Source organism: Companilactobacillus paralimentarius DSM 13238 = JCM 10415 (assembly GCF_001434985.1).
GTDB lineage: Bacteria > Bacillota > Bacilli > Lactobacillales > Lactobacillaceae > Companilactobacillus > Companilactobacillus paralimentarius.
On record NZ_AZES01000117.1, the window covers coordinates 73,283 to 98,844 of the forward strand.

Consider the following 25,562-nt stretch of genomic DNA (forward strand, 5'->3'; position numbering starts at 1 on the left):
AAAACACAATAACAAATGTTATTGTGTTTTTTTGTGCATTCAATTAAAATTTATAACTTTGTGTTTGTCCTCGACGGTAAACTGAAATTAGCAAACCTATAGCGATAAGCGCAAAAATAATTGTTTCTATAATGGTAAATAGCGCATCAACACTAGTAACTTTACCGGACATCATTTCTCCCGAAGTTGTAAAAGCAAGCGTATCTAATAATGTGTGAAAGATAACTGGAAGATAGAAAAGGTTAGTGTATAGATAAATACCACACATCAGTAAACCCATACCACAGGCAAAAATAACCTGATCGATCGTGTTAGCCAAACTTTGACCAGCGGAGACATTACTCAAATGAATAATTCCAAAACAGAGACTGCTTAGGATAGCTGCATAAAAAATTTTAAAACGAAAATTTTTAAAGGCAACTAATAGGACCGTTAGAAAAACATAACGAAATAACAACTCTTCAGCAATTCCTGCTTCTAATCCACTTAAAAGATATCGGATGCTAAAGTTGGTGCCTTTGAAGTTAAACGTATAAAGCGAACTAAGTAAACTATTACCTCCACCAAATGCATTCCACATTGTAAACCAAGCACATAATAATAGTAGAAAGATTAACACATTCCAATTGGCACGATGGTCCAATCGCATATGAGGGTAGGGATAACCCCATTTTCTCATCATTATCAAAACCATTATTAGAAAAACGAGTGTTCCAAGGAATCTGGAATCAGTCATGATGCTAATAAAAGGATTGAAACCTAGAATAGTTCCGTAAGTAACGATGCTAACAGTTCCCATGGCAATTACAGCAAATGCAAAAGTTGCTAATAACAACTGTAATAGCTTGTTTCTAAATGGGGTAAAGAAAACGACGGTATAAGGAATGTACATTACCAGTATGGAGTCTAGTAACAAACCAATCGAGCTAGGTAAAGTCCAATCATAATAACGAGTACTAAAACTTATTAAGTAGAAGTATGATTCTGCAATTATGAATGCTTGAAAAAAAATCTGAAAGACAAAATTAAACCGTTCTGAAAAGTTAGTAGGAAGTAACTTAACCTTTAAGGCTAAAAGATTTAAAAAAATTGGAATGAACAGGTAAAGATTCTGAGTCAAGGCACTGTAAGTGAATATGATAATCGTATTCAGAATAACCTGACCACGGAATAAATATAGATAAAGTTTGTCTTTATTATTTTGTTGAAACCTGTTATTATATCTAAATTCGTAATCGTTCAATATACACCTCCACTTTTATTAGAGTATAGATTAAATCGACTTTTTTAGAAAGCTACTTTAATTTAAAAAAATCCCTGATTTAACTTGAAAATGCGGAGTTCATCGTGTAGTATTATAAGAGTGCTTATTTCGCGGAGAAGTATGTACTTAAATAGATATTATAAATAATATCGACGGTTTAGAAGTGAGAGGTTGCGACACACCCGGCCGCTTTGCCACGGCAGGGCTGGCGGATATTTTCACGGAGCCGGTCATCTTGAAAGAGACAAAAAGGAGGTAACCCCATGGCAAGTCAAAAAATTCGCATTCGCTTAAAGGCTTACGAACATCGTATTCTAGATCAATCAGCTGACAAGATTGTGGAAACTGCAAAAAGAACTGGTGCAACAATTTCAGGACCAATTCCTTTGCCAACAGAGCGTTCACTATATACAGTGTTAGCTTCACCACATAAGCATAAGGATTCTAGAGAACAATTCGAAATGCGTACACATAAAAGACTTATCGACGTTGTTAACCCAACAAAGAAGACGGTTGATTCACTTATGAAGTTGGATCTACCATCTGGTGTTGACATTGAAATCAAATTATAATTATTAAAAATAAATTATTGGAGGTGCAAACATGGCCAGAAAAGGAATTCTTGGTAAAAAAGTCGGAATGACTCAAATTTTTACTGACAACGGTGAATTAGTTCCCGTTACAGTTGTTGAAGCAACACCTAACGTTGTTATGCAACTTAAAACAGTTGAAAATGATGGTTATGAGGCCGTTCAACTAGGCTTGGGAGATATGCGCGAAGTATTATCAAACAAACCTGCCAAGGGTCATGCAGAAAAGGCAAATACAACTCCTAAACGTTACATTCGCGAATTCCGCGATGTTGAAATGGGAGACTACGAATTAGGTGCTGAAGTTACAGTAGACGCATTTAATTCTGGTGATGTTGTCGACGTTACAGGAACAACAAAGGGACATGGAATGCAAGGTAATATCAAGAGATTCGGTCAAGCTAGAGGACCTGAAACTCACGGTTCAAGATATCACCGTATTCCTGGTTCAATGGGTGCTATCATTAACCGTGTATTCAAGGGTAAGATGCTTCCAGGACGTATGGGTAACAACCGTGTTACTACACAAAACCTAGAAATCGTCAAAGTTGATACTGAACATAATGCAATTATGATCAAGGGTAATGTACCCGGTGCAAACAAGTCATTAGTTAAAATCCAAACAGCTGTTAAAGCTAATCAAAAATAGGAAGGAGGAAAATGAGTTATGACAAAAATCACAGCTTACAAAGATAACGGTGCTGAAAACGGTAGTGTTGATGTAAAGGATGAAGTTTTTGGTGTTGAACCAAATAACAACGTTGTTACAGATGCAGTTATCATGCAACGTGCATCAATGAGACAAGGTACTCATGATGTTAAGAACCGTTCTGAGGTTCGTGGTGGTGGTAGAAAACCATGGCGTCAAAAAGGTACTGGACGTGCTCGTCAAGGTTCAATTAGATCACCTCAATGGGTAGGTGGTGGTGTCGTATTCGGCCCAACACCAAGATCTTATGCATATCACCTTCCTAAGAAGGTTAGCCGTTTGGCATTGAAGTCTGTTCTTTCACAAAAGGCTGCTGACAGTAACCTAATCGTTATTGACTCAATTTCATACGACAAACCAAGTACAAAAGCTTTCGCACAATTACTAAACAAAGTAGGTGCTGACAACAAAGCTCTTGTAGTTGTTGAAGATGGTAACGACAACGTTGCTTTATCAGCTAGAAACATTGATAAAGTTAAAGTTGTTGCACCAGAAGGTGTTAACGTTCTTGACGTTATTAACGCTAATAAGTTAGTTGTTACACAAGCAGCACTTTCTAAAATTGAGGAGGTGCTTGGATAATGAGCGCAAGAGACGTAATTATTCGCCCTATTATCACTGAAAGCTCAATGGATGCAATGAGTGACAAGAAATATACTTTCGAAGTTGCTTTGGATGCTAACAAGGTTCTTGTTAGACAAGCCGTTGAAGAAATTTTCGGTGTAAAGGTTAAACAAGTAAACATCATGAATGTTTCTGGTAAGAAGAAGCGCCAAGGTCGTTATGTTGGTTTTACTAACAAACGTCGTAAGGCAATTGTTACACTTACTGCAGATTCTGATGAAATTAAGATTTTTGAAGACGAGAAATAAATAAGGAGGTCAAATAATGGCGATTATCAAGTATAAACCAACCACAAACGGTCGTCGTAATATGACAGGTTCTGACTTTTCTGAGATTACTAAAACTACTCCTGAAAAGACACTTCTAGAATCACAAAGCCATACTGCTGGTCGTAACTCATACGGTCATATTACAGTTCGTCACCGTGGTGGTGGACACAAACAAAAATACCGTGTTATTGATTTCAAACGTATCAAAGACGGTGTTAAAGCTACAGTTAAATCTATTGAATACGATCCAAATCGTACAGCTAATATTGCACTAATTCACTATTCTGATGGTGTTAAGTCATATATTTTAGCTCCTAAGGGCCTTGAAGTAGGGCAAATTATTGAATCTGGTAAAGATGCAGATATCAAGCCAGGTAATGCACTTGCACTTGCAGATATCCCTGTTGGTACAGTTCTTCATAACGTTGAATTAAAACCTGGTAAGGGTGGTCAACTAGGCCGTTCTGCTGGTACTTCAGTTCAATTGTTAGGTAGAGATGGTAAATACTCACTATTACGTTTACCTTCTGGTGAAGTTCGTATGATTCTTTCAACTTGCCGTGCTACTGTTGGTTCAATTGGTAATGAACAACATGAACTTATTAAGATTGGTAAGGCTGGACGTAAGCGCTGGTTAGGTATGAGACCTACAGTTCGTGGTTCAGTTATGAACCCTAACGATCACCCACATGGTGGTGGTGAAGGTAAAGCTCCTATCGGTCATCCATCACCAATGTCACCATGGGGTAAGAAGACCTTGGGTAAGAAGACTCGTTCATCACATGCCAAATCTGAAAGACTTATCATTCGCCATAGAAAAGGTAAGTAAACTATTCATTAGAATAATATAAGGAGGACATAAGATGAGTCGTAGTTTAAAAAAAGGACCATTCGCTGATGCACATCTTCTAAAGAAGATCGATGCACAAGCAGATTCTGACAAGAAGTCAGTTATCAAGACATGGTCAAGACGTTCAACAATTTTTCCTAGTTTCGTAGGATACACAATCGCAGTTCATGATGGTCGTAAGCATGTTCCAGTTTATATTCAAGAAGATATGGTTGGACATAAGTTAGGTGAATTCGTACCTACACGTACTTTCCATGGTCATGGTACTGATGACAAAAAGACAGCACCAGCTAAGAAATAAGAAGGGAGACTTAAATGATGGCAGAACAAGAAATTACATCTGCAACAGCTAGAGTTACTAACGTGCGTATTGCACCTCGTAAGGCTCGCCTTGTTATTGATCTAATCAGAGGCAAAAATGCTGCTGAGGCACTTGCAATTTTGCAATTCACACCAAGAGCAGGCTCTCCAATTATTGCTAAAGCTCTTAAGTCAGCAATTGCAAATGCAGAACATAACTTTGATTTAGATGCACAAAACCTATTCGTCAGTGAAGCTTTCGTTGACGAAGGACCAACTTTAAAACGTTTCCGTCCTAGAGCTAAGGGCTCAGCATCACCAATTAACAAGAGAACAAGTCACATTACAGTCGTAGTAAGTGAAAAAGAATAGTATTGGAGGTAACTTGAGTGGGTCAAAAGATTAATCCAGTCGGATTCCGTGTCGGTGTTATCCGTGACTGGGATGCCAAATGGTATGCAAACAATAAAGACTTTTCAACATTTTTACATGAAGACCTTAGAATTCGCAAGTATATTGAAGAAAAACTTTCAAATGCTTCCGTTTCAAGAATCGAAATCGAACGTACTGCAAAGAACGTTACTGTTTCAATTCATACTGCTAAACCTGGTATGGTTATCGGTAAAGGTGGTTCTGAAGTTGAAAAATTACGTAATGAACTAAATAATTTAACTAAGAGAAACATTCACATCAACATCATCGAAATCAAGAAACCTGATTTGGATGCAAAACTTGTTGGTGAAAGTATCGCTCGTCAACTTGAAGCTCGTATTGCTTTCAGACGTGCACAACGTCAAGCAGTTCAACGTTCAAGACGTGCCGGTGCTAAAGGTATCAAGGTACAAATTTCTGGTCGTTTAAACGGTGCCGATATGGCTCGTCGTGAATGGCATACAGAAGGAACTGTTCCTTTGCACACATTGCGTGCTGATATCGATTATGCTTGGGTTGAAGCTAAGACAACTTATGGTAATTTAGGTGTTAAAACTTGGATTTATCGTGGTGAAATTCTTCCAGCAAAGCCACAACATAATGACAAAAAAACTGAAGGGAAAGGAGAATAATCTATGCTAGTACCAAAACGTGTAAAACACCGTCGTGAATTCCGTGGAAAGATGCGCGGAGAAGCTAAAGGTGGTAAAGAAGTTACATTTGGTGAATATGGTTTGAAAGCATTACAATCAAGCTGGATCACTAATAGACAGATCGAAGCAGCTCGTGTTGCTATGACTCGTTATATGAAGCGTGGTGGTAAGGTTTGGATTAAAATCTTCCCTCACAAATCATACACAGCTAAAGGTGTCGGAGTTCGTATGGGTTCTGGTAAAGGTGCACCTGCAGGTTGGGTAGCTCCAGTTAAACGTGAAAAGGTTCTCTTCGAAATCGGTGGAGTATCTGAAGAAGTTGCTCGTGAAGCTCTTAGACTTGCATCAAACAAACTACCCGTTAGAACTAAGTTTGTAAAACGTGAGGAAGTAGGTGGCGCTGATGAAGGCTAGTGAAATCAAAGAGCTTACTGCTGCTCAATTACAAGATAAAGTTAAAGAATACAAAGAAGAACTATTCAACTTGCGTTTCCAACAAGCTACTGGCCAATTGGAAAATACAGCCCGTCTTAAGGCCGTAAGAAAGAACATCGCAAGATTAAGAACAGCTCAAAACCAAAAGAATAACGAAAAATAATAAACAGGAAGGGGATATCAAGTTGAGCGAAACACAAACTCGTAACCATCGTAAAGTATATCAAGGACGCGTCGTTTCAGATAAAATGGATAAGACAATCGTTGTTGTTGTTGAAACTTACAAAACACACCCAGTCTACGGCAAGCGTGTTAGATATTCTAAGAAATATTACGTTCAAGACGATAACAACGAAGCTAAAGTTAACGATATTGTACGTATCATGGAAACTCGACCTTTGTCAAAGACAAAGCGCTTCCGTTTATTAGAAATCGTCGAAAAAGCAGTCAAAATCTAGACTATAACTGATGAGAGGAGGGCCAAAACGTGATTCAACAAGAAAGTCGTCTAAAAGTTGCAGATAATTCTGGAGCTCGTGAAATTCTAACTATTAAAGTTCTTGGTGGTTCAAACCGTAAGACAGCTAATATCGGTGATATTATTGTTGCTACTGTCAAACAAGCAACACCAGGTGGCGTTGTTAAAAAGGGTGACGTTGTTAAAGCTGTCATCGTAAGAACTGTATCAGGTGCTCACCGTACAGATGGTTCTTACATCAGATTTGATGAAAATGCCGCAGTTATTATTAATGCTGATAAAACACCTAGAGGAACACGTATCTTCGGACCCGTTGCTCGTGAACTACGTGATAACGATTTTATGAAGATCGTATCTCTAGCACCAGAAGTGCTATAAAAAGAACAATTAAATTCAGGAGGTGCTGAATAGTGTTTGTAAAAACTGGAGACAATGTCAAAGTTATTGCTGGTGATGCTAAAGGCAAGACAGGTGTAGTTAAAAAGGCTATCCCTGCAGCTAACAAAGTAATCATCGAAGGCGTTAACGTTGTCAAGAAACACTCTAAGCCAAGCAACGCTCAACCCCAAGGTGGAATTGTTGACGTTGAAAGACCTATTAGCGCAACTAACGTTAAAGTTGTAAGTAAAACAACTGATAAAGAAGATAAATAAGAAAGGAGAAAACTAAATGGTTAACGCTTTAAAAGAAAAGTATGTTAATGACATCACACCATCAATGATGAAGAAGTTCAACTACTCATCAATCATGGAAGCACCAAAATTAGACAAGATCGTTCTAAACATGGGTGTTGGTGATGCTATTGCTAACTCAAAGAACCTAGACGAAGCCGTTGAAGAACTTGGCCTAATTGCTGGTCAAAAGCCATTAATCACAAAGGCTAAGAAATCAATCGCTGGTTTCAGACTTCGTGAAGGTATGTCAATCGGTGCTAAGGTTACACTTCGTGGTGACCGTATGTATGACTTCCTTGACAAACTAATCAACATTGCTTTGCCACGTGTTCGTGATTTCCGTGGTGTAAGTACTCGCTCATTCGATGGTCGTGGTAACTATACACTAGGTATTAAAGAACAATTGGTTTTCCCAGAAATTGACTACGATAAGGTTAATAAAATTCGTGGATTGGACATCGTTATTGTTACAACAGCAAATACTGATGAAGAATCACGTGAACTATTAACACAAATCGGTATGCCATTCACAAAATAATTTAGGAGGTAAATTCATTGGCTAAGAAATCTCAAATCGTACGTAATCATAGACCCGCAAAGTTCTCTTCTCAAGCTTATACACGTTGCGAACGCTGTGGTCGTCCACATTCTGTATATCGTAAGTTCAAGCTTTGCCGACTTTGCCTTCGTCAATTGGCTCATGAAGGTCAAATCCCTGGTATGAAAAAAGCTAGCTGGTAAGATTTTAATTAATAAAGGAGGTAAATTAAATGGTCATGACAGATCCTATTGCGGATTACCTAACACGTATTCGTAACGCTAATATGGTTAAACATGAATCTCTAGAAATTCCTGCTTCAAACATCAAGAAGAGCATGACAGAGATTCTTAAAAATGAAGGATTTATCAAGGATTACGAAGTTGTTGAAGACAACAAGCAAAACGTACTTCGTATTTTCTTAAAATATGGTAAAGATCAACAACGCGTAATTTCAGGCTTGAAACGTATTTCAAGACCAGGTCTACGTAGTTATGTTGATTCAGATAACGTACCTAAGGTTCTTAACGGTCTAGGTATCGCTATTCTTTCAACTTCAAAAGGTGTTATTACTGACAAAGAAGCTCGCGCACAACACGTGGGTGGAGAAGTAATCGCTTATATCTGGTAATAATCTTAAAAAGTAAGGAGGTGCACTAATTTGAGTCGTATCGGTTATAAAGTAATTGAAATTCCCGCAGGAGTAACAGTTACTCAAAAAGATGAAAACATCACAGTTAAAGGCCCTAAGGGTGAATTAACAAGATCATTTAATCCAAAAATCAAGTTGACTATTGAAGGTACAGAAGCTAAGTTCACACGTGAAAGTGAAAATGACAAAGCTCTTCATGGAACAATGCGTTCAAACCTTAACAACATGATTATTGGTGTTACAGAAGGTTACGAAAAGAAACTTGAACTAAGAGGTGTTGGTTACCGTGCACAAGTTAAAGGTGACACACTAACACTTTCAGTTGGATATTCACATCCAGTTGTTATGGATGCACCAAAAGGTATCAAGTTGGAATCACCTTCTAACACAGAAATCAACGTTTTAGGTATTTCAAAGCAAAAGGTTGGTCAATTTGCTGCTGAAATCCGCGATGTACGTTCTCCAGAACCTTATAAAGGTAAAGGTATTCGTTATGTTGGCGAATATGTACGTCGTAAAGAAGGTAAAACTGGTAAATAGTAAATAAATCTATGAGGTGAAAATTGTGATTACAAAACCAGACAAAAACAAAGCACGTCAAAAGCGTCAAAAACGTATCCGTGCAAAAATCTCTGGTACTGCTGAGCGCCCACGCTTAAACGTATTCCGTTCGAATAAAAACATTTACGCTCAAATTATTGATGACGTAAAGGGTGTAACGCTAGCAAGTGCCTCAACTCTTGATAAAGACATTAAAGACGGTTCAAAAGTTGAACAAGCTGAAGCTGTTGGTGCTTTAGTAGCACAAAGAGCTCAAGAAGCTAAAATTAGCAACGTAATCTTTGATCGTGGTGGTTACTTATATCACGGACGTGTTCAAAGTCTTGCTGAAGCAGCTCGTGAAAATGGACTAAAATTCTAGAAGGAGGAAACCAAATTTATGACATATATCGATCCATCTCAATTAGAATTAGAAGATCGCGTTGTCTCAATCAACCGTGTTACTAAGGTTGTTAAAGGTGGACGCCGTCTACGTTTCGCTGCTATCGTAATCGTTGGTGACAAGAATGGTCACGTAGGTTTCGGTACTGGTAAAGCTCAAGAAGTTCCAGAAGCTATTCGTAAAGCTGTTGAAGATGCTAAAAAGAACCTTATCAACGTTCCTATGGTTGGTTCAACAATTCCTCATGAAGTAATCGGTACTTTCGGTGCTGGTAAGATCATGTTGAAGCCTGCTGAAGAAGGTTCAAGTATTGCTGCTGGTGGTGCTGTTCGTGCCGTTATCGAATTAGCCGGTGTTGGTGATGTTACAAGTAAGTCACTTGGTAGAAATACACCAATTAACGTAATTCGTGCAACAATCGAAGGATTAAAACAACTTAAAACTGCTGAAAGCGTTGCTGACATGCGCGGCATCTCAGCCCAAGAATTGCTTAACTAGAAGAAAGGTGCGTAATAATGGCTAAACTTAAAATTACTCTAATTAGAAGTGCAGCTCACCGCCTTCCTGCTCAACGTAAGATTGTTAAGGAACTAGGACTCGCAAGAGTTTCAAGTTCTGTTGTTAAGCCGGATGATCCTGCTATTCGTGGTGCTGTATTAAAAATCGCTCATTTAGTTAGCGTTGAAGAAGTTAAAGATTAATAAAATATTCAAAGATTAGGAGGTGCAATAATGGAACTAAACGAACTTAAGCCAAGTGCAGGCTCAAGACATGCTAGAAAGCGTCTAGGTCGTGGTACTTCAAGTGGTACAGGTAAAACTGCTGGTCGTGGTCAAAAAGGTCAATTAGCCAGATCAGGTGGTAAGACACGTATCGGTTTTGAAGGTGGACAAATGCCTTTATTCCGTCGTATGCCAAAACGTGGTTTCAATAACATCAACCGTAAAGAATATGCTATTGTTAACCTAAGTGATCTAAGTAAGTTTAACGATGGTGCTGAAGTAAATGTTGAAACATTGAAGGCAGCAGGTATCGTTAAAAAAGAATTTAATGGTGTTAAGTTGCTTGCTAACGGTGAGGTTAGCGCTAAGTTAACTGTTAAAGTTGCTAAGGCTTCTGCCGCAGCTACTAAAGCAATCGAAGCCGCTGGTGGCACTGTAGAGGTGATCTAATGCTTGGAACTATCAGAGATGCTCTAAAGGTAAAGGAGATACGTAAAAAGATCCTATTTACCTTGATGTTACTTGTTATATATCGTTTGGGATCACAAATTACAGTGCCCGGTGTTAATGCCGCCGCAATGGATAAAGTTGGTTCTACAGGGTTAGTTCCCCTATTGGATACTGTAACCGGTGGTGGTCTTTCAAACTACTCTATTTTCTCAATGGGTGTTTCACCATTTATTACGGCCCAAATTGTTGTTCAACTTTTACAAATGGACATTGTTCCTAAATTTGTTGAGTGGAGTAAACAAGGTGAAGTTGGTCGTAGAAAGTTAAATCAAGTAACGAGATATTTGACGATTGTTTTAGGTTTTGTTCAGTCAATCGGTATAACAGCCGGTTTTAACACTTTAAGTGGTTTAGGATTAGTTAAATCTCCTAATATAAGAGCTTTCGTTACAATTGGTATCATTTTAACCGGTGGTACGATGCTTCTTACATGGATCGGTGAGCAAATCACTGATAAAGGTCTAGGTAATGGAGTTTCAGTAATTATCTTCGCTGGTATTATTGCTAGATTCCCTAGTGGAATTAAGGAAATTTACCGTGATTATATTACTAATTCCAGTTCAGCAGATCTTGCAAAGAATATCGCATTCCTCGTTGGTCTTGTGATCATCATTTTGATTGTTGTGCAATTTGTTACATATGTTCAACAAGCAAGTAGAAGAATTCCTATTCAATATACAAGACGTGCTGCTGGTAGTGGTAGCGAAAGTTTCCTACCATTAAAGGTTAACGTTGCTGGTGTTATTCCTGTTATCTTTGCTAGTTCATTTATTGTTACGCCTCAAACAATTTTGATGGCGTTCCAAAGTCATAGTGGAGATCAATGGTATCAAGTATTAACAGAAATATTCAGTATGCAGACTACAACAGGTTCTCTTCTCTATACATTGTTGATTGTATTATTTACATTCTTCTATGCATTTGTTCAAGTAAATCCTGAAAAGCTTGCAGAAAACCTACAAAAACAAGGGGCTTATATCCCTGGTATTTGGCCTGGTAATGAAACAATCAAGTTCATGTCAGGTGTATTGATGAAATTATCAACCGTTGGAGCTATGTTCCTTGGTTTAGTTTCATTACTTCCATTGTTAGCCGCTAACTTGTTCAATTTACCTCAATCCATCGGATTAGGTGGTACAAGTTTATTGATTATCGTTGGTGTTGCTTTGGAAATGGATCGTCAATTACGTGGTCTTTTGATGAAACGTGAATACGTTGGATTTATTAGATAATTGGAGATGTTACAGACAATGAATATTGTATTGATGGGATTACCTGGTGCTGGTAAAGGTACTCAAGCTGAAAAGATTGTTGAAGATTTTAAAGTTGTTCATATTTCAACTGGTGACATGTTTAGAGCAGCTATGGCCAATAAGACAGAAATTGGTCTAAAAGCTAAAGGGTTCATCGACAAAGGTGAACTTGTTCCAGATGATGTTACCGAAGGTATCGTTCAAGAACGTTTATCTGAAGATGATGTTCAAAAAGACGGATATATGTTAGATGGATTTCCGAGAACTCTTGAACAGGCTAACGCTTTACAGACAATTGCAAAGAATGTAAACAAACCAATAGATGCTGTCATCTATATTGATGTTAAGCCTGAAACATTAGTTGATCGCTTATCTGGAAGATATATTTGTTCTAATTGTGGAGCAACTTATCATAAAATTTACAATCCTACAAAGGTTGAAGGAACATGCGACGTCTGTGGCGGCCATGATTTCTATCAACGTGAGGACGATAAACCAGAAACTGTAAAGAATAGATTGAAAGTTAATATTGAAATGAATACACCATTAATTGATTTTTATGACAAGTTGAACTTGCTACATAAGATCAATGGTGAACAAGAAATAGATGAAGTTTATAACGAAGTAAAGAAAGTTTTACAAAGTTTGTAAAACTTTTTGCTTTGAATGTTTACATGTACGGAAAATTATTGTATAATTCGCCAGTATATGCAGAATAATTTCATCCCGATGGAGGTTAATATCTTTGGCAAAAGAAGATGTCATTGAAGTAGAAGGTACAATTTCAGAAACATTGCCTAATGCAATGTTTAAGGTAAAGCTTGAAAACGGAGCTACAATTTTAGCTCATGTGTCAGGTAAAATCCGTATGCACTATATCAGAATTTTACCCGGTGACAAGGTTACCGTGGAATTATCCCCTTATGATTTAACCAAGGGAAGAATTACATATAGATATAGATAATAAGTTTTTTAATGGAATGGAGGTTCCACAACATGAAAGTAAGACCATCCGTTAAACCTATGTGCGAACACTGTAAGGTAATTAAGAGACGCGGTCGCGTCATGGTTATTTGCTCTGCAGATCCAAAGCACAAACAAAGACAAGGATAATATTTAATAGGAGGTGTATTGATTAATGGCTCGTATAGCAGGTGTAGATTTACCTCGTGATAAGAGAATCGTTATCGCCCTAACATACATTTTTGGTATTGGCGAAACAACAGCTCAAAAAGTATTGAAAGATGCTGGCGTATCAGAGGATATTCGTACAAGAGACTTAACTCCTGATCAAGAAGAAAAAATTCGTGCAGAAGTTGATAAAGTTCGTGTCGAAGGTGACTTACGTCGTGAAGTAAGTATGAACATCAAGAGACTACAAGAAATTGGATCATATCGTGGCATGAGACATCGTCGTGGTTTACCAGTTCGTGGTCAAAACACAAAGAACAATGCAAGAACTCGTAAGGGCAAGAAGACTGCCATTGCAGGTAAGAAGAAGTAATAAGATAAAGATAGGAGGTTAATCATGGCACAAACTAAAGGTCGTAAGCGCCGTACTAAGAAGCATATTGAATCTGGTGTTGCACATATCCACTCCACATTCAACAATACACTAGTTATGATCACTGATGTTAACGGTAATGCCGTTTCATGGTCATCAGCTGGTGCATTAGGATTCAAGGGTAGTCGTAAATCAACACCATTTGCTGCACAAATGGCTGGTGAGGCTGCTGCTAAGGAATCAATGGAACATGGTATGAAAACAGTTGAAGTAGCTGTTAAGGGTCCAGGCTCTGGTCGTGAAGCTGCAATCCGTTCATTACAAGCTACTGGTTTGGAAATTACTGCTATTCGTGATGTTACACCAGTTCCTCACAATGGTTCTCGTCCTCCAAAGCGTCGTCGTGTATAGAATGGTTGTATACCCATATGAACTAAGCTACACACATTTCGTTTTGAAAGGGGAACTAACCGAATGATCGAATTTGAAAAGCCAACCATTACTTCTGTTGAAGAAAGTAAAGACTATGGCAAATATATTATCGAACCGCTTGAAAGAGGTTATGGTACAACTTTAGGTAATTCATTACGTAGAGTTTTATTAGCATCATTACCTGGTACAGCGGTATCTGATATTCAAATAGATGGTGTATTGCATGAATTTTCAGCTGTTGATGGCGTAATTGAAGACGTTACACAAATTGTGTTAAACGTGAAGAAATTAAAGCTTAAATCATATGCTGATGACAGTTTAAAGGCTGAAATCGACGTTGTTGGTCCAGCCACTGTTACAGCAAATGATATCAAGGCTGATGATGACTTGGAAATCCTCGATCCAGAACAATTTATTTGTACTGTTGCTGAGGGTGGACACTTCCACATGCAAATGACAGTTATTAATGGTCGTGGATATACTCCTGCAGAACAAAATAAGACGGACGAAACACCTATCGGTGTTCTTCCAGTTGACTCAATTTTTACACCCGTAGAAAAAGTCAATTATCAAGTTGAAAACACTCGTGTGGGTAAGAGAAACGACTTCGACAAATTAACAATCGATATCTGGACAAATGGTTCAATTGGACCACGCGAAGCTATTAGTTTGTCAGCCAAGATTCTTACAGAACATTTAACAAGTTTTGTAAATCTTACTGAAGAAGCTAAGAGCGCTGACATGATGATCGAAAAAGAGGAAACTCAAAAAGAGAAGAAACTTGAAATGACTATTGAAGAACTTGACTTGTCAGTTCGTTCATATAATTGTTTGAAGCGTGCCGGTATTAATACTGTGCAAGAGCTTACTGAAAAATCCGAAGCAGATATGATGTGTGTCCGTAATCTTGGACGTAAATCACTTGTTGAGGTTAAAGAAAAGCTTGCTGATCTTGGATTATCATTAAAGCAAGAAGACTAATCATATCAAATTCAAACAGGAGGTATAGACATGGGCTACCGTAAATTAGGACGTAACAGTTCTCAAAGAAAAGCAATGTTACGCGATTTAACTACTGATTTAATCATTAATGAACATATTGTTACAACTGAAACACGTGCAAAAGAAATCAGTCGTACAACAGAAAAAATGATAACCTTAGGTAAACGCGGCGATTTACATGCTCGTCGTCAAGCTGCTGCTTATGTTAGAAACGAAGTTGCTAACATTTCAGAAGAAGATGATGCAGTTGTTGTTCAATCAGCTCTTCAAAAATTATTCAGTGATATTGCACCTCGTTACAAAGAACGTAATGGTGGATACACACGTATTTTGAAGACAACTCCACGTCGTGGAGACGCAGCTCCAATGGTTATTATTGAATTAGTTTAATAATAATTGTTTATTAATCATTAAAAAATCAGTCATTCTGATAAGTTAGTGAGTGTTAAGATGATGGTTGTTAGCAACCAAGTCTATCTCTGAGATCCCTTTAATCGGGGACACTAACTTGTCGAATGATTTTTTTTTGCCCTTTTTTGTTTTCTTGATTATTGAAGTTAGTTATTATATATGTAATACGGTTCAAGGAGATAACTTTGGAAAAAATCATTTCAATTAAAAACTTAAATTATACTTATCCCGATTCTAAGAAACCTGCAATTAATAATTTAACTGTGGATATCTATAAAAACGAGTGGTTATCAATTGTCGGTAAAAATGGTAGTGGTAAATCAACGCTGACTAAACTAATCGATGGGTTAATTGACGCCGACTCTGGTACAATCGAAATCGATGGACAAGAAATTAATGAGAAGAATATTTGGGAAGTTAGAACTAAAATTGGAATTGTCTTTCAAAATCCAGATCATCAATTTGTTGGAGCAACAGTTGAAGATGATGTTGCTTTTGGTTTAGAGAATCAAGGTATGCCAAGAGAGCAAATGGTCAAGGAAGTGGACCATGCTTTAGAATTGGTAGGAATGCACAAATTTAAGAAACGTGATCCTCAAACGTTATCTGGTGGACAAAAACAAAGGGTAGCGATTGCTGGTGTTTTAGCAACTAGACCACAGATTATTATTATGGATGAATCGACAAGTATGTTGGACCCTGAAGGACGTAGGACAGTTTTGAATTTAATTCAAGAGCTACGTCAACAACAGGATTTAACAATTATTTCAATTACTCATGATATTTCAGAAACAGAGTTATCACAAAGAATTGTTGTTCTGAATGACGGACAGATTGTGCGCGATGATATTCCTAGGAATATTTATGATATGGGGACTGATTTGAGTAAATATGGCCTTGAGGAACCATTTTCTGACGAACTAATGTCAACACTAAGAAATTCGGTGGAATTGCCTGAGAGTTATCTAAATGAAGAGGAGCTAATGAAGCGATTATGGAAATTACGTTCGAACATGTGACACATTCTTATGATGCTAATAGTCCCATGGCAAACCTTGGTTTAGATGATGTTTCTCTAAAAATAAATGACAAAAAATTTACCGCAATTGTTGGTCAAACTGGTAGTGGTAAATCGACTTTGGTGCGTCATATTAATGCTTTGTTAAAGCCAACTGCGGGAAAAATCATTGTTGGTGATCGTGTTATTACATCTGAAACCAATAATAAAAATTTAAAACCATTGCGTAAAAAAGTTGGTATGGTTTTTCAATTTCCCGAGAGTCAGTTATTTGAAGAGACTGTAGAGAAAGATATTATGTTTGGACCAATGAATTTTGGTTTCAGTGAGTCTGAAGCAAAAGATGCGGCACATAAGATGATTGAATTAGTCGGCTTGAATCAAGACTATTTACAAAAATCGCCATTTGATTTGTCTGGTGGTCAAATGCGTCGTGTAGCTATTGCTGGAGTTTTGGCCAGTAATCCAGAGACTATTATTTTAGATGAGCCGACGGCTGGATTGGATCCAGTTGGTCGACATGAGATTATGGATTTGTTTAAGAGCTTGCAGACAAAGGGAAAAACAATCATCCTAATTACACATAATATGGACGATGTAGCTAATTATGCAGATGAAATGGCTGTCATGAGTCAAGGAAAATTAGTAGCTAGTGGTTTGCCAAGTGACGTGTTTAATAGTCAGAAATTATTAGAGGATGATTTATTAACTTTGCCTCAAAGTGCGCAGTTTGCACAATCATTGGCGAAAAAATATTTCCAATTTGATAAATTACCTATTACAATTGATGAATTGAGTGCAGAAATAAAACAACAGGTAAATGGTGATTAAATGAATAAATTAATTATGGGACGATATTTACCCGGGGATTCATTGATTTATCAGTTAGATCCGCGTGGTAAATTTTTATTAACATTCTATTTTGTTGGTATAGTTTTTTTTGCCAATAATGTGGCATCATATGTATTTCTCATGGCGTTTGTTTTATTTGCTGTCTATTTATCTAAAATCAACTTTGGCTTCTTTATAAAGGGATTACGGCCGATATTTTGGCTGATTTTATTCACAGTTTTATTGCAATTGTTCTTTACGCCTAGTTCACATCCAATTTGGCACTGGGGCTTTTTAACTTTATCCAAAGAGAGTATGGTTATTGCTAGTTATATCTTTGTAAGATTCGTATTGATTATTTTTATTTCAACACTATTAACTTTGACAACGACACCAATCGAAATTTCCGATTCAATCGAGAGCATTCTGAAACCATTAAAGAAAGTGAATTTCCCAGTTACTCAAGTAGCTTTAATGTTGTCGATTGCTTTAAGATTTGTGCCGTTGTTGGTTGATGAAACCACTAAAATCATGGACGCGCAAAGGGCACGTGGAGTGGATTTTGGTGAAGGTGGTTTGATTAAACGTATCAAGTCGTTTGTGCCAATCCTAATTCCACTTTTTGTCAGTAGTTTTTCAATTGCGTATGATTTGGCAATTGCTATGGAATCACGTGGCTACAAAGATGGCGAAGGCCGCAGCAAGTATCGGGTACTAAAATGGAGCAAGCGTGATAATGTTACGGTTTTGGTTATGTTGGCTGTAACTATCATATTATTATTTATTCGGAGTTATTAATTTATGACAATAAGATACAAATTAACTATCGCCTATGATGGAACCAAGTTTCATGGCTTTCAAAAACAAAAACAATTAAGAACGGTCGAAGGTGTATTAGAAAAAGCCATTTCAAGAATTGCTAACGGAGAGGAGATCAAAGTCTTTGCTTCGGGTAGGACGGATGCTGGAGTTCACGCTTTAGCACAAGTTGTGCATTTTGATTATCCAAGATTTATCCCGGCTGATAGTATGATGAGAGCTATTAATACGTTGATGCCTTTGGATGTATTAGTTAAGAAATCAGAGATCGTGGATGAAAACTTTCATGCACGTTTTAATGTTAAAAAGAAAACATATATGTACCGTGTAGATTTAGGTCATTATACTGATCCGTTCAAGCGTTTTTATACAGGTCACTATCCTTATCCTTTGGATGTAGATAAAATAAAAATTGCAATTAAGGATTTAATTGGAGAACATGATTTTACTAGCTTTGCAGCAGCTGGTGGCGTGATTGAAAATAAAGTTAGAACTATCTATTCGGCTACAGTTGAGTATAATAAAGAGAACAATGAAGTAGTTTTTGAGTTTACAGGTAATGGATTCTTATATAATATGGTTAGAATTCTTGTGGCAACTCTGTTAGAGATCGGTAATGGTCGCAGAGATGTTCATGACTTTTTACGCTTATATGAAGTAAAGGATCGCCAGGAAGCTAGAGGGACAGCACAAGCGAGTGGTCTATATTTGAAAGAGGTTTTTTATTAAAAAATCTGTGGATAAATATTGACTTAATGTGAGAATCAAAGTATCATTGTAGCTGGTATTGTTTGCCCCACGATAAGCCCCGGAAACTTATTGAGTTGTCAAACAGACGTAGAAACTGGAGGAATTTAAAGTGCGTACAACACCATTAGCAAAAGCAAGTGAAGTTGAACGTAAATGGTATGTAATTGATGGTGAAGATGTTGTCTTAGGTAGACTTTCATCTGTTGTTGCTTCTATTCTTAGAGGTAAAAACAAACCTACTTACACACCTAACGTTGATACAGGTGATAATGTTATTGTCATCAATGCAGATAAAGTTAGATTAACAGGTAGAAAAGCAAAGAATAAGATTTACTATTCTCATTCAGATCACCCAGGTGGGTTGAAGAGCATTAGTGCCGGTCAAAAACAAGCTGAAAAGCCTGACAGATTCATTGAAGATTCTGTTCGCGGTATGCTACCTAAGAACACTCTTGGTCGTCTAGAAATCAAGAAATTGCATGTTTATGCAGGTTCAGAACACAACCACCAAGCACAAAATCCAGAAAAATTGGATATCAACAAACTAATTTAAGGAGGAAAAGAATTTGGCACAAGTATCATACGCCGGAACAGGTCGTCGCAAGGATTCAGTTGCTCGTGTACGCTTAGTTCCTGGAAACGGAAAGATTACTATCAACAAACGTGATGTCAAAGATTACATTCCTTTTGACAATTTGATTGCTGATATGAAACAACCTCTAGATGTAACTGAAACAGCAGAAAGCTATGACGTTATTGCTAACGTTAACGGTGGAGGCTTCTCAGGACAAGCTGGAGCAATTAGACATGGTATTGCTAGAGCTTTACTTGACGTAGATCCTGATTTTAGACCTACACTTAAGTCAGCCGGCTTCTTAACACGTGACCCTCGTATGAAGGAACGTAAGAAACCAGGTCTTAAGAAAGCCCGTAAGGCTTCACAATTCTCAAAACGTTAATATTTATATTTTCAGTTTTGGATCAAAAAACATCTCTCATTTCGAGGGGTGTTTTTTTGTTGTGGAAAATTTATTTATATTTAAGTATTCGAAAACGTTTACAAAATTCTACTTCTTTGATATTATTAACTCGTTCGAATGAGTGGAAAACTTAAAATGTAGGAGGATATATTTATGACTGGATTTCCAAAGGGATTTTTATGGGGCGGTGCTGTGGCTGCTCATCAACTAGAAGGTGGTTGGGACGCCGGCAATAAAGGTGTTAGTATTGCTGATGTGATGACAGCTGGTGATAACGAGACAGCTCGTGAAATTACTGATGGAATAATTCCCGGTAAAAACTATCCTAATCATGAAGCAATTGATTTTTATGGTCATTATAAAGAGGATGTTAAGTTGTTTTCTGAGTTAGGTTTAAAGTGTTTCAGAACTAGTATCGCTTGGACAAGAATTTTTCCGAATGGCGATGAAGATGAACCTAATGAGGCAGGATTAAAGTTTTATGATGATCTTTTTGATGAATTGCTTAAATATAATATTGAACCAGTAATTACTTTGTCTCATTTTGAAATGCCTTACCATTTAGTTAAAGAATATGGTGGTTGGCGTAATCGTAAATTGATCGACTTCTTCGTAAAATTTGCTGAGGTGGTCTTTAAACGTTATAAAGATAAAGTTAAGTATTGGATGACTTTCAATGAAATCAATAATCAAACTGGGTTGAATGAATGGGGATTATTCACTAATTCGGGTATCCTAGTAAAGCCAGGCGAAGATGCTGAAAAGGTTATGTATCAAGCTGGACACTATGAGTCAGTTGCCAGTGCAATGGCAGTGCAAATTGGTCATGCAATCAATCCTAAATTTGAAATTGGTTGTATGTTAGCTATGGGGCCAACTTATCCAGCTTCACCAGATCCTAAAGATGTTTTGAAAGCTCAACGTGCAATGGAAGCAAACTATTGGTTTGCCGATGTTCAATGTAAGGGTAAGTATCCAAATTGGTTGAAACGTTACTTTGAGCGTAAAGACTTTAATTTGGATATCACATTAGCTGACTTAGATGTTATCAAGGCAGGTGTTGTTGATTATATTGGTTTCTCCTATTACGCTTCTCATGTTATTAAAGCAGATAAGAATGAACCGGATGATTACATGACACCAACAAAGAACCATGAGGTTAAGAATCCAGCGTTAGTACGTTCTGATTGGGGATGGGAAATTGATCCAATCGGTTTGAGATATGCCTTAAATTGGTTCAGTGACCGTTATGATTTACCATTGTTTATTGTAGAAAATGGACTAGGAGCTTTTGATAAAGTGACTGAGGATGGTAAGATTCATGATGATTACCGTATTGATTATTTGAGAAAACATATTGAACAGATGCGTTTAGCAGTTGATGTCGATGGTGTTGACTTAATGGGTTACACTCCATGGGGCTTTATTGACTTAGTTTCAGCTGGAACTGGTCAAATGGACAAGCGTTACGGTATGATTTATGTAGATAAGAATGATGCTGGAGAGGGTACTTTGGATCGTTCTAAGAAGGATTCTTTTGAATGGTTCCATAAAGTGATCGAAACAAATGGTACAGACCTTTCTTAATGAGGTATGATAATAAATGATTAGAAAACGTATTCCTAGCGCTTGATAATGGAATACGTTTTTGTTTTGGAGGAGAATCTAGAAATGCCAAAAAAAATGGATACAAATGTTTTGGTTAAGAAGATTATTACTGAAATTCAGTCTGGTGAATTAGTTGATCAAGATTTAAAACTTCCAGCAGAGCCTAATCTGATGTCACGCTACGAAGTAACCCGCTACACCTTGCGCCAAGCATTAAAACAGTTGAGTGTTATGGGTTATACTTATCAAGTCCATGGAGTAGGGACGTTTGTTCGTCACCAACAGACTGTGGATTCAGTGGCTTTAGAACATGAAGGTGGATTGTCTGCTGAAATGGAGCGAATCGGTCGTAAGTTAACGACTAAAACTGCTAGTGAAAAAATTATTCCCGTATCAGAGGCACTCTTTTTACCAAAGACTCATCATTTTCAGAATGACGACAAATTGATTCAAGTTCGTCGCTTTCGATTATTGGATGATAAACCCTATTTGATGGAACAGTCTTATTATTTGCAGTCAGTGATTGATAGTATTCCGGAAGAAGCTTTGTATGGATCACTATTTAAGTATTTTGAGCAAAGTCGTAAGACCCAGATTGGTTTTATTGATCAAACGATTATGAGCGAACCTCTACCAGATGAAGCCAGTGAATTTATGGAGATGCCAGCGGGATCACCGAGCTTGTTGATTAGAGATGAATCATATTTGGCTAATGGTGAATTATTGGCCTTTTCAAAACAATATTATAATTATCAACAGGCAAAATTATTTATGATCAAAAAAGTTCATTGATGGGATGAGATAATATTATGAAGGTAGCAGTCATTCAAGCCAGTAGTCAGATTAAGAGAAACCAACTTTTGTATGATGCTAACTAGGTCGGCTGTGGAAAAGGATGATGAGGTAATTAATTTTGGAGTTTATCCACAAGAAGAAACTTTGTCGTATTTTCGGGTAGCTTTACTCGTAGGATTGTTAATTAATTCTGATGCGATTGATTTTGTGATAACGGGGTGTAGTTCTGGGAATGGGATGAATGTAGCATGTAATACAATGCCAAATGTCCTCAGTGGCTATATACCAACGCCTAGTGACGCTTATTTGTTTGGACGAATAAACTATGGCAACTGTGTTTCATTACCCTTAGGATTGAATTTTGGCTGGGCTGGAGAATTAAATATAAGTTATACACTGGCAAAGTTATTCGATGGTCCAATGAATACTGGTTATCCACAGGGGGAAGCACTTCGAAAACAACGGGATGCAAAGTTACTGCTTGAGATCAAAAGGTCCGAATCTATAAATATGATTGATATAATGGAAAAGTTAGATGAAGAAGTTTTGAAGCCGATTTGGCAGAAACAAGATGTATTAAATTACGTAATAGAGAATGGAAATAATCAAAAATTACGGGATTATTTGATTCGAAAGATTTAAGTGGAGGAAGAATTATGGATTTAGCGGATCTTTCTAGTAAATATAAAGTTAGACGGTTAGTGACTAGTGACACTGAGGAGATTCTCAAATTAAGTTTAAGCAATCCTATATTTTATAAATATTGTCCACCTGTGATTACACGTCCAGTTATTCGTCACGATATGACTGTCGTACCACCACATAAAACGACGGATGATAAGTATTATGTTGGTTTCTTTGACGGTGATAAATTGATTGCCATGTTAGATTTGATTGTAAAATATCCAGATGAAATAACAGCATGGGTCGGATTATTTATGGTTGATAGCCAATATCAGGGGAAGGGTATTGGAACAGAAATCTTTAATGATATTATGTCAGCTTTAAAGAAATCAGGCTTGAAACAGATTGAATTAGCTTATGCTAAAGGTAATAAACAGAGTAAACATTTCTGGGTAAAGAATGGCTTCTTTGAAACTGGTAATGAGGCCCAAGAACCCGGATATACAGCTATTGTGATGGGACGATTATTGTAATAGACGTTGTGTATTATGTGTGCATATAAATTTTTGATTTAAAAATATAATTGTTAGAATAAAATAAAAAGAGAGAATTTACTATGGCACAGGATGATACAAAAGAGGCCACTATAAAAACAGTTGTTGATGTTGTGGCTGAACGAGAAAAGAAGCGTCACGATTGGATTGAAAAATATCTTGATCGAAATCTGAATGTTTATACTAAAAAGTAATCAATAATAAAAAGGTGTTCATATTCTGCAAAATATGAACACCTTTTATTTATTTGGTTTTAAAATCGACGTAAAGCGTCACTAGCATTGATAATAAAACGAAGAATCCAATAATGGAAATCATAATAATATGACGTTTCTTGTTCATGATCAGAATAGCGACAAATTCACGGATCAAAGCGTTGGGTAGAAAATAGAATCTTGTTGGAGCACCAACACCATTGGCTGCTAAGCCGGCCATTCTTGCATAGAGGCCAGCTCTAAAAATGTGATAATTATTACTGAAAAATTTGATATATGCTTTATTACTGCCATAATCATCTTGAATAATCTTCTTCGAAAACTGCATATTCTGCAAAGTATTCTTCGATTGATCTTCTAAAATGATTTGGTCCTTATCCCAACCATGCTCAATAGCATAATTAGCCATTGCTTGAGCCTCAGATAATTTCTCATCATTACCTTGACCACCAGAAAAAACAATTTTTGGAGTAGGACGACCCTTTTTAATCTGCTTGTTAGCAAATTTGATAGCGGCATCGATTCGGTTGCCAAGTAAGCGAGAAACAGTATCGCCATTGATTAATCCAGCTCCCAAAACGATTAAATAATTGGCTTTATATTGTTTAGGGAAGAATTGATAGAGCAAAACGTTGACCAAAAAATTGTATGAACACAAGATCAAGTAAGCACCAACAATTGGTAGACCGGAAATCAAGACATCTAGCCAGTCCGGTAGGAATTTGGCGTGGGCTGATAAGAAAATATTGGCAAACCAGAGTACAACGAGGAAGATCCCCAACAACAAAGTCAGCATATTAGATAATGTATGACTCTCTCGTTTCCAAACGATAAAAGCGTTCCACAGTAGTAGAAGCCACATTGAAATCATGGTAATAAAGATTAAACCGATAATAAGTAAGAAGAGCGTTCCCATAACGACAACGAATGGTAAATTACCAGTACTGAATATTAAAACCGCCAATTCGGCTAAAAAGCTAAAGAAAAAGATAGAAAAAGTAATTCCGTTGATTAAGCGCCGTGGTTCTCTTAACCAAAGGAATAAAAAGATTCCTAACATAATTAAAGTAGCTAATCCCCAGTAAACTGAAATTTTTTGCAAAACGTTGACGTACGGTTCTAAGCTATTCATAAAATCACCTCTCTTAGATTTATGAATGATATATATTCCCATACAATCAAATTAATTTTATCATAGCCGGAAATTTGTTTTGTGGATAAGCATTCACAATTATAAAAATTTTGAGTCGAATAAAATGTAGAGAGATGTTATTCTGAAATTAGAGGTGGAGTATGGCTGATATAAAACTGATCTTGAGTGATATTGATGGAACGATTTTGAATGATAAGAACGTTGTTGATAGTGACTTGAAAGAGAATATTGTCAAATTGAATCATCGCAAGATACCGTTCATTTTGGCTTCGGCTCGGTCTCCTAGAGGGATGATAACTTTGGCTAAAGAATTAGGTGTAATGGATAATCCGATTGCTTGTTATAATGGTGCCTTGGTAGTAAAGGACCTACAAGACAGTGATTATACGACTATTTTGAGTCATGGATTGAATTTACTAGAGGTAAAACAAATATTTCAAATTTTGCAAAAAAAATTTCCTGAAATTTCAATTAATTTGTATTCAGGAGCAGATTGGTATGTGGAAAATCTTGATAAATGGGTTAAGATTGAAGCAGATATTACTAATATGACACCAATTGCTACTGACTTGAATCAATTGGTGGATAAACTTGAGATTCCAATTCATAAGTTACTTCTGATTGGTGAATCATCAGAAATAAGTAAAGCAATGAAGTATTTACAGAATGTAAACCTTGAAAATAGTTCTTTTTACCTATCGAAGGATAATTATTTAGAAATAACTGCTAGTAGGGTATCTAAAGAACATGTTTTACGAGAATTAGCTGATTATTATCATATAAAGTTGAATAACACTATGACTTTGGGTGACAACTTCAATGATGTACCTATGCTAAATTTGGCTGAAGTCGGAGTAGCTATGGATAATGCACCAGTCGATGTTAAAACTCATGCCAATTTTGTGACTAAAAGTAATAATGAGAATGGAGTCTCATATGCAATTGAAAAGTACGTATTAAAGAGGTAAAA

The 25,562-nt window shown here is 36.9% G+C and carries 43 protein-coding genes; 41 read left to right on the forward strand and 2 right to left on the reverse strand.

Annotated features, from left to right (window positions below; translation table 11 throughout):
• Positions 1-43: 43 nt before the first annotated feature.
• Complete coding sequence (locus FD33_RS09955; RefSeq protein ID WP_025084407.1) at positions 44-1,243, reverse strand: CPBP family intramembrane glutamic endopeptidase; 1,200 nt, start codon at positions 1,241-1,243, stop codon at positions 44-46.
• Between the two features lie 284 nt (positions 1,244-1,527).
• On the opposite strand from FD33_RS09955, the gene rpsJ reads away from it, so the two are divergent.
• The 40 genes from rpsJ (at position 1,528) to FD33_RS13050 (ending at position 23,418) form a co-directional block, all read left to right on the forward strand.
• Positions 1,528-1,836: a 30S ribosomal protein S10 gene (gene rpsJ, locus FD33_RS09960; protein WP_025084408.1), complete on the forward strand. Its 309-nt coding sequence runs from the start codon at positions 1,528-1,530 to the stop codon at positions 1,834-1,836.
• Between the two features lie 31 nt (positions 1,837-1,867).
• Positions 1,868-2,503: a 50S ribosomal protein L3 gene (rplC, locus tag FD33_RS09965; RefSeq protein ID WP_056955949.1), complete on the forward strand. Its 636-nt coding sequence runs from the start codon at positions 1,868-1,870 to the stop codon at positions 2,501-2,503.
• An 18-nt stretch (positions 2,504-2,521) separates the two neighbouring features.
• Positions 2,522-3,145, forward strand: a complete 624-nt coding sequence (rplD, locus tag FD33_RS09970) for a 50S ribosomal protein L4 (protein WP_025084410.1) — start codon at positions 2,522-2,524, stop codon at positions 3,143-3,145.
• The gene (gene rplW, locus FD33_RS09975; protein WP_025084411.1) at positions 3,145-3,435 is read left to right on the forward strand and encodes a 50S ribosomal protein L23; all 291 of its coding nucleotides are present in this window, start codon (positions 3,145-3,147) and stop codon (positions 3,433-3,435) included. The genes rplD and rplW overlap by 1 nt, the downstream gene beginning before the upstream one ends.
• 16 nt (positions 3,436-3,451) lie before the next feature.
• A complete protein-coding gene (gene rplB / locus FD33_RS09980) occupies positions 3,452-4,285 on the forward strand; it encodes a 50S ribosomal protein L2 (RefSeq protein WP_025084412.1) in 834 nt (277 codons plus the stop codon).
• A 34-nt stretch (positions 4,286-4,319) separates the two neighbouring features.
• The gene (gene rpsS / locus FD33_RS09985; protein ID WP_025084413.1) at positions 4,320-4,607 is read left to right on the forward strand and encodes a 30S ribosomal protein S19; all 288 of its coding nucleotides are present in this window, start codon (positions 4,320-4,322) and stop codon (positions 4,605-4,607) included.
• Between the two features lie 17 nt (positions 4,608-4,624).
• Positions 4,625-4,978: a 50S ribosomal protein L22 gene (gene rplV, locus FD33_RS09990; RefSeq protein ID WP_010018520.1), complete on the forward strand. Its 354-nt coding sequence runs from the start codon at positions 4,625-4,627 to the stop codon at positions 4,976-4,978.
• Between the two features lie 17 nt (positions 4,979-4,995).
• Positions 4,996-5,670, forward strand: coding sequence for a 30S ribosomal protein S3 (gene rpsC / locus FD33_RS09995; protein WP_025084414.1), 675 nt, complete (start codon positions 4,996-4,998; stop codon positions 5,668-5,670).
• Between the two features lie 3 nt (positions 5,671-5,673).
• Positions 5,674-6,105, forward strand: coding sequence for a 50S ribosomal protein L16 (gene rplP / locus FD33_RS10000; protein ID WP_025084415.1), 432 nt, complete (start codon positions 5,674-5,676; stop codon positions 6,103-6,105).
• The gene (gene rpmC, locus FD33_RS10005) at positions 6,095-6,289 is read left to right on the forward strand and encodes a 50S ribosomal protein L29 (RefSeq protein ID WP_010018524.1); all 195 of its coding nucleotides are present in this window, start codon (positions 6,095-6,097) and stop codon (positions 6,287-6,289) included. Before rplP ends, rpmC begins: the two co-directional genes overlap by 11 nt.
• Before the next feature lie 22 nt (positions 6,290-6,311).
• Positions 6,312-6,584, forward strand: a complete 273-nt coding sequence (gene rpsQ, locus FD33_RS10010) for a 30S ribosomal protein S17 (RefSeq protein WP_025084416.1) — start codon at positions 6,312-6,314, stop codon at positions 6,582-6,584.
• Positions 6,585-6,613: 29 nt separating this feature from the next.
• Positions 6,614-6,982: a 50S ribosomal protein L14 gene (gene rplN / locus FD33_RS10015; protein WP_025084417.1), complete on the forward strand. Its 369-nt coding sequence runs from the start codon at positions 6,614-6,616 to the stop codon at positions 6,980-6,982.
• A gap of 32 nt (positions 6,983-7,014) precedes the next feature.
• Positions 7,015-7,257 carry a 50S ribosomal protein L24 gene (gene rplX, locus FD33_RS10020; protein ID WP_025084418.1) on the forward strand — a complete coding sequence of 81 codons (243 nt, stop codon included), beginning with the start codon at positions 7,015-7,017 and terminating at the stop codon, positions 7,255-7,257.
• A gap of 16 nt (positions 7,258-7,273) precedes the next feature.
• Positions 7,274-7,816: a 50S ribosomal protein L5 gene (gene rplE / locus FD33_RS10025; protein ID WP_025084419.1), complete on the forward strand. Its 543-nt coding sequence runs from the start codon at positions 7,274-7,276 to the stop codon at positions 7,814-7,816.
• A gap of 17 nt (positions 7,817-7,833) precedes the next feature.
• Entirely contained in the window at positions 7,834-8,019 is a 186-nt protein-coding gene (locus FD33_RS10030; protein ID WP_010018530.1) for a type Z 30S ribosomal protein S14, read from the forward strand.
• Between the two features lie 29 nt (positions 8,020-8,048).
• Positions 8,049-8,447 (forward strand): 30S ribosomal protein S8, encoded by a 399-nt coding sequence (gene rpsH, locus FD33_RS10035; RefSeq protein WP_010018531.1) that lies wholly within the window; start codon positions 8,049-8,051, stop codon positions 8,445-8,447.
• A 30-nt stretch (positions 8,448-8,477) separates the two neighbouring features.
• Entirely contained in the window at positions 8,478-9,008 is a 531-nt protein-coding gene (rplF, locus tag FD33_RS10040) for a 50S ribosomal protein L6 (protein ID WP_025084420.1), read from the forward strand.
• 16 nt (positions 9,009-9,024) lie between these two features.
• Positions 9,025-9,390, forward strand: coding sequence for a 50S ribosomal protein L18 (gene rplR / locus FD33_RS10045; RefSeq protein ID WP_034543770.1), 366 nt, complete (start codon positions 9,025-9,027; stop codon positions 9,388-9,390).
• Between the two features lie 18 nt (positions 9,391-9,408).
• Positions 9,409-9,909, forward strand: coding sequence for a 30S ribosomal protein S5 (gene rpsE, locus FD33_RS10050; protein WP_025084422.1), 501 nt, complete (start codon positions 9,409-9,411; stop codon positions 9,907-9,909).
• Positions 9,910-9,926: 17 nt separating this feature from the next.
• A complete protein-coding gene (rpmD, locus tag FD33_RS10055) occupies positions 9,927-10,112 on the forward strand; it encodes a 50S ribosomal protein L30 (RefSeq protein ID WP_025084423.1) in 186 nt (61 codons plus the stop codon).
• Positions 10,113-10,142: 30 nt separating this feature from the next.
• Positions 10,143-10,583, forward strand: coding sequence for a 50S ribosomal protein L15 (gene rplO, locus FD33_RS10060; RefSeq protein WP_025084424.1), 441 nt, complete (start codon positions 10,143-10,145; stop codon positions 10,581-10,583).
• Positions 10,583-11,875 (forward strand): preprotein translocase subunit SecY, encoded by a 1,293-nt coding sequence (secY, locus tag FD33_RS10065; RefSeq protein ID WP_025084425.1) that lies wholly within the window; start codon positions 10,583-10,585, stop codon positions 11,873-11,875. Before rplO ends, secY begins: the two co-directional genes overlap by 1 nt.
• Positions 11,876-11,893: 18 nt before the next feature.
• Complete coding sequence (locus tag FD33_RS10070) at positions 11,894-12,547, forward strand: adenylate kinase (protein ID WP_025084426.1); 654 nt, start codon at positions 11,894-11,896, stop codon at positions 12,545-12,547.
• A 94-nt stretch (positions 12,548-12,641) separates the two neighbouring features.
• On the forward strand, positions 12,642-12,860 hold the full coding sequence (infA, locus tag FD33_RS10075) for a translation initiation factor IF-1 (protein WP_025084427.1): 219 nt from the start codon (positions 12,642-12,644) through the stop codon (positions 12,858-12,860).
• A 32-nt stretch (positions 12,861-12,892) separates the two neighbouring features.
• Positions 12,893-13,009 carry a 50S ribosomal protein L36 gene (rpmJ, locus tag FD33_RS10080; protein ID WP_010018546.1) on the forward strand — a complete coding sequence of 39 codons (117 nt, stop codon included), beginning with the start codon at positions 12,893-12,895 and terminating at the stop codon, positions 13,007-13,009.
• Between the two features lie 25 nt (positions 13,010-13,034).
• On the forward strand, positions 13,035-13,400 hold the full coding sequence (gene rpsM, locus FD33_RS10085) for a 30S ribosomal protein S13 (protein ID WP_025084428.1): 366 nt from the start codon (positions 13,035-13,037) through the stop codon (positions 13,398-13,400).
• 24 nt (positions 13,401-13,424) lie between these two features.
• Positions 13,425-13,811 (forward strand): 30S ribosomal protein S11, encoded by a 387-nt coding sequence (rpsK, locus tag FD33_RS10090; RefSeq protein ID WP_025084429.1) that lies wholly within the window; start codon positions 13,425-13,427, stop codon positions 13,809-13,811.
• 63 nt (positions 13,812-13,874) lie between these two features.
• Positions 13,875-14,813: a DNA-directed RNA polymerase subunit alpha gene (locus tag FD33_RS10095; RefSeq protein ID WP_025084430.1), complete on the forward strand. Its 939-nt coding sequence runs from the start codon at positions 13,875-13,877 to the stop codon at positions 14,811-14,813.
• A 30-nt stretch (positions 14,814-14,843) separates the two neighbouring features.
• A complete protein-coding gene (gene rplQ / locus FD33_RS10100) occupies positions 14,844-15,224 on the forward strand; it encodes a 50S ribosomal protein L17 (RefSeq protein ID WP_025084431.1) in 381 nt (126 codons plus the stop codon).
• A gap of 206 nt (positions 15,225-15,430) precedes the next feature.
• A complete protein-coding gene (locus FD33_RS10105) occupies positions 15,431-16,264 on the forward strand; it encodes an energy-coupling factor transporter ATPase (protein ID WP_025084432.1) in 834 nt (277 codons plus the stop codon).
• A complete protein-coding gene (locus FD33_RS10110) occupies positions 16,240-17,094 on the forward strand; it encodes an energy-coupling factor ABC transporter ATP-binding protein (RefSeq protein WP_025084433.1) in 855 nt (284 codons plus the stop codon). Before FD33_RS10105 ends, FD33_RS10110 begins: the two co-directional genes overlap by 25 nt.
• A complete protein-coding gene (locus FD33_RS10115; protein WP_025084434.1) occupies positions 17,095-17,892 on the forward strand; it encodes an energy-coupling factor transporter transmembrane component T family protein in 798 nt (265 codons plus the stop codon). It begins immediately after the preceding gene.
• Positions 17,893-17,895: 3 nt separating this feature from the next.
• Positions 17,896-18,642, forward strand: coding sequence for a tRNA pseudouridine(38-40) synthase TruA (gene truA, locus FD33_RS10120; protein WP_025084435.1), 747 nt, complete (start codon positions 17,896-17,898; stop codon positions 18,640-18,642).
• 130 nt (positions 18,643-18,772) lie between these two features.
• The gene (gene rplM / locus FD33_RS10125) at positions 18,773-19,216 is read left to right on the forward strand and encodes a 50S ribosomal protein L13 (RefSeq protein ID WP_025084436.1); all 444 of its coding nucleotides are present in this window, start codon (positions 18,773-18,775) and stop codon (positions 19,214-19,216) included.
• Between the two features lie 13 nt (positions 19,217-19,229).
• Positions 19,230-19,622 (forward strand): 30S ribosomal protein S9, encoded by a 393-nt coding sequence (rpsI, locus tag FD33_RS10130; protein ID WP_025084437.1) that lies wholly within the window; start codon positions 19,230-19,232, stop codon positions 19,620-19,622.
• Positions 19,623-19,796: 174 nt separating this feature from the next.
• Positions 19,797-21,230, forward strand: coding sequence for a 6-phospho-beta-glucosidase (locus FD33_RS10135; protein ID WP_025084438.1), 1,434 nt, complete (start codon positions 19,797-19,799; stop codon positions 21,228-21,230).
• Between the two features lie 84 nt (positions 21,231-21,314).
• Positions 21,315-22,043, forward strand: a complete 729-nt coding sequence (locus tag FD33_RS10140; protein ID WP_056955950.1) for a GntR family transcriptional regulator — start codon at positions 21,315-21,317, stop codon at positions 22,041-22,043.
• A gap of 72 nt (positions 22,044-22,115) precedes the next feature.
• Positions 22,116-22,688, forward strand: coding sequence for an RpiB/LacA/LacB family sugar-phosphate isomerase (locus FD33_RS10145; protein ID WP_199800325.1), 573 nt, complete (start codon positions 22,116-22,118; stop codon positions 22,686-22,688).
• A gap of 14 nt (positions 22,689-22,702) precedes the next feature.
• Entirely contained in the window at positions 22,703-23,203 is a 501-nt protein-coding gene (locus tag FD33_RS10150) for a GNAT family N-acetyltransferase (protein ID WP_025084439.1), read from the forward strand.
• 83 nt (positions 23,204-23,286) lie between these two features.
• Positions 23,287-23,418: a hypothetical protein gene (locus FD33_RS13050; protein ID WP_264372372.1), complete on the forward strand. Its 132-nt coding sequence runs from the start codon at positions 23,287-23,289 to the stop codon at positions 23,416-23,418.
• Between the two features lie 49 nt (positions 23,419-23,467).
• On the opposite strand, the gene FD33_RS10155 is transcribed toward FD33_RS13050, so the two are convergent.
• Entirely contained in the window at positions 23,468-24,571 is a 1,104-nt protein-coding gene (locus tag FD33_RS10155; RefSeq protein ID WP_056955951.1) for a YdcF family protein, read from the reverse strand.
• A 161-nt stretch (positions 24,572-24,732) separates the two neighbouring features.
• Between FD33_RS10155 and FD33_RS10160 the strand changes: the two genes are divergently transcribed.
• A complete protein-coding gene (locus FD33_RS10160) occupies positions 24,733-25,560 on the forward strand; it encodes a Cof-type HAD-IIB family hydrolase (protein ID WP_025084440.1) in 828 nt (275 codons plus the stop codon).
• The last annotated feature ends 2 nt before the right edge of the window (positions 25,561-25,562 follow it).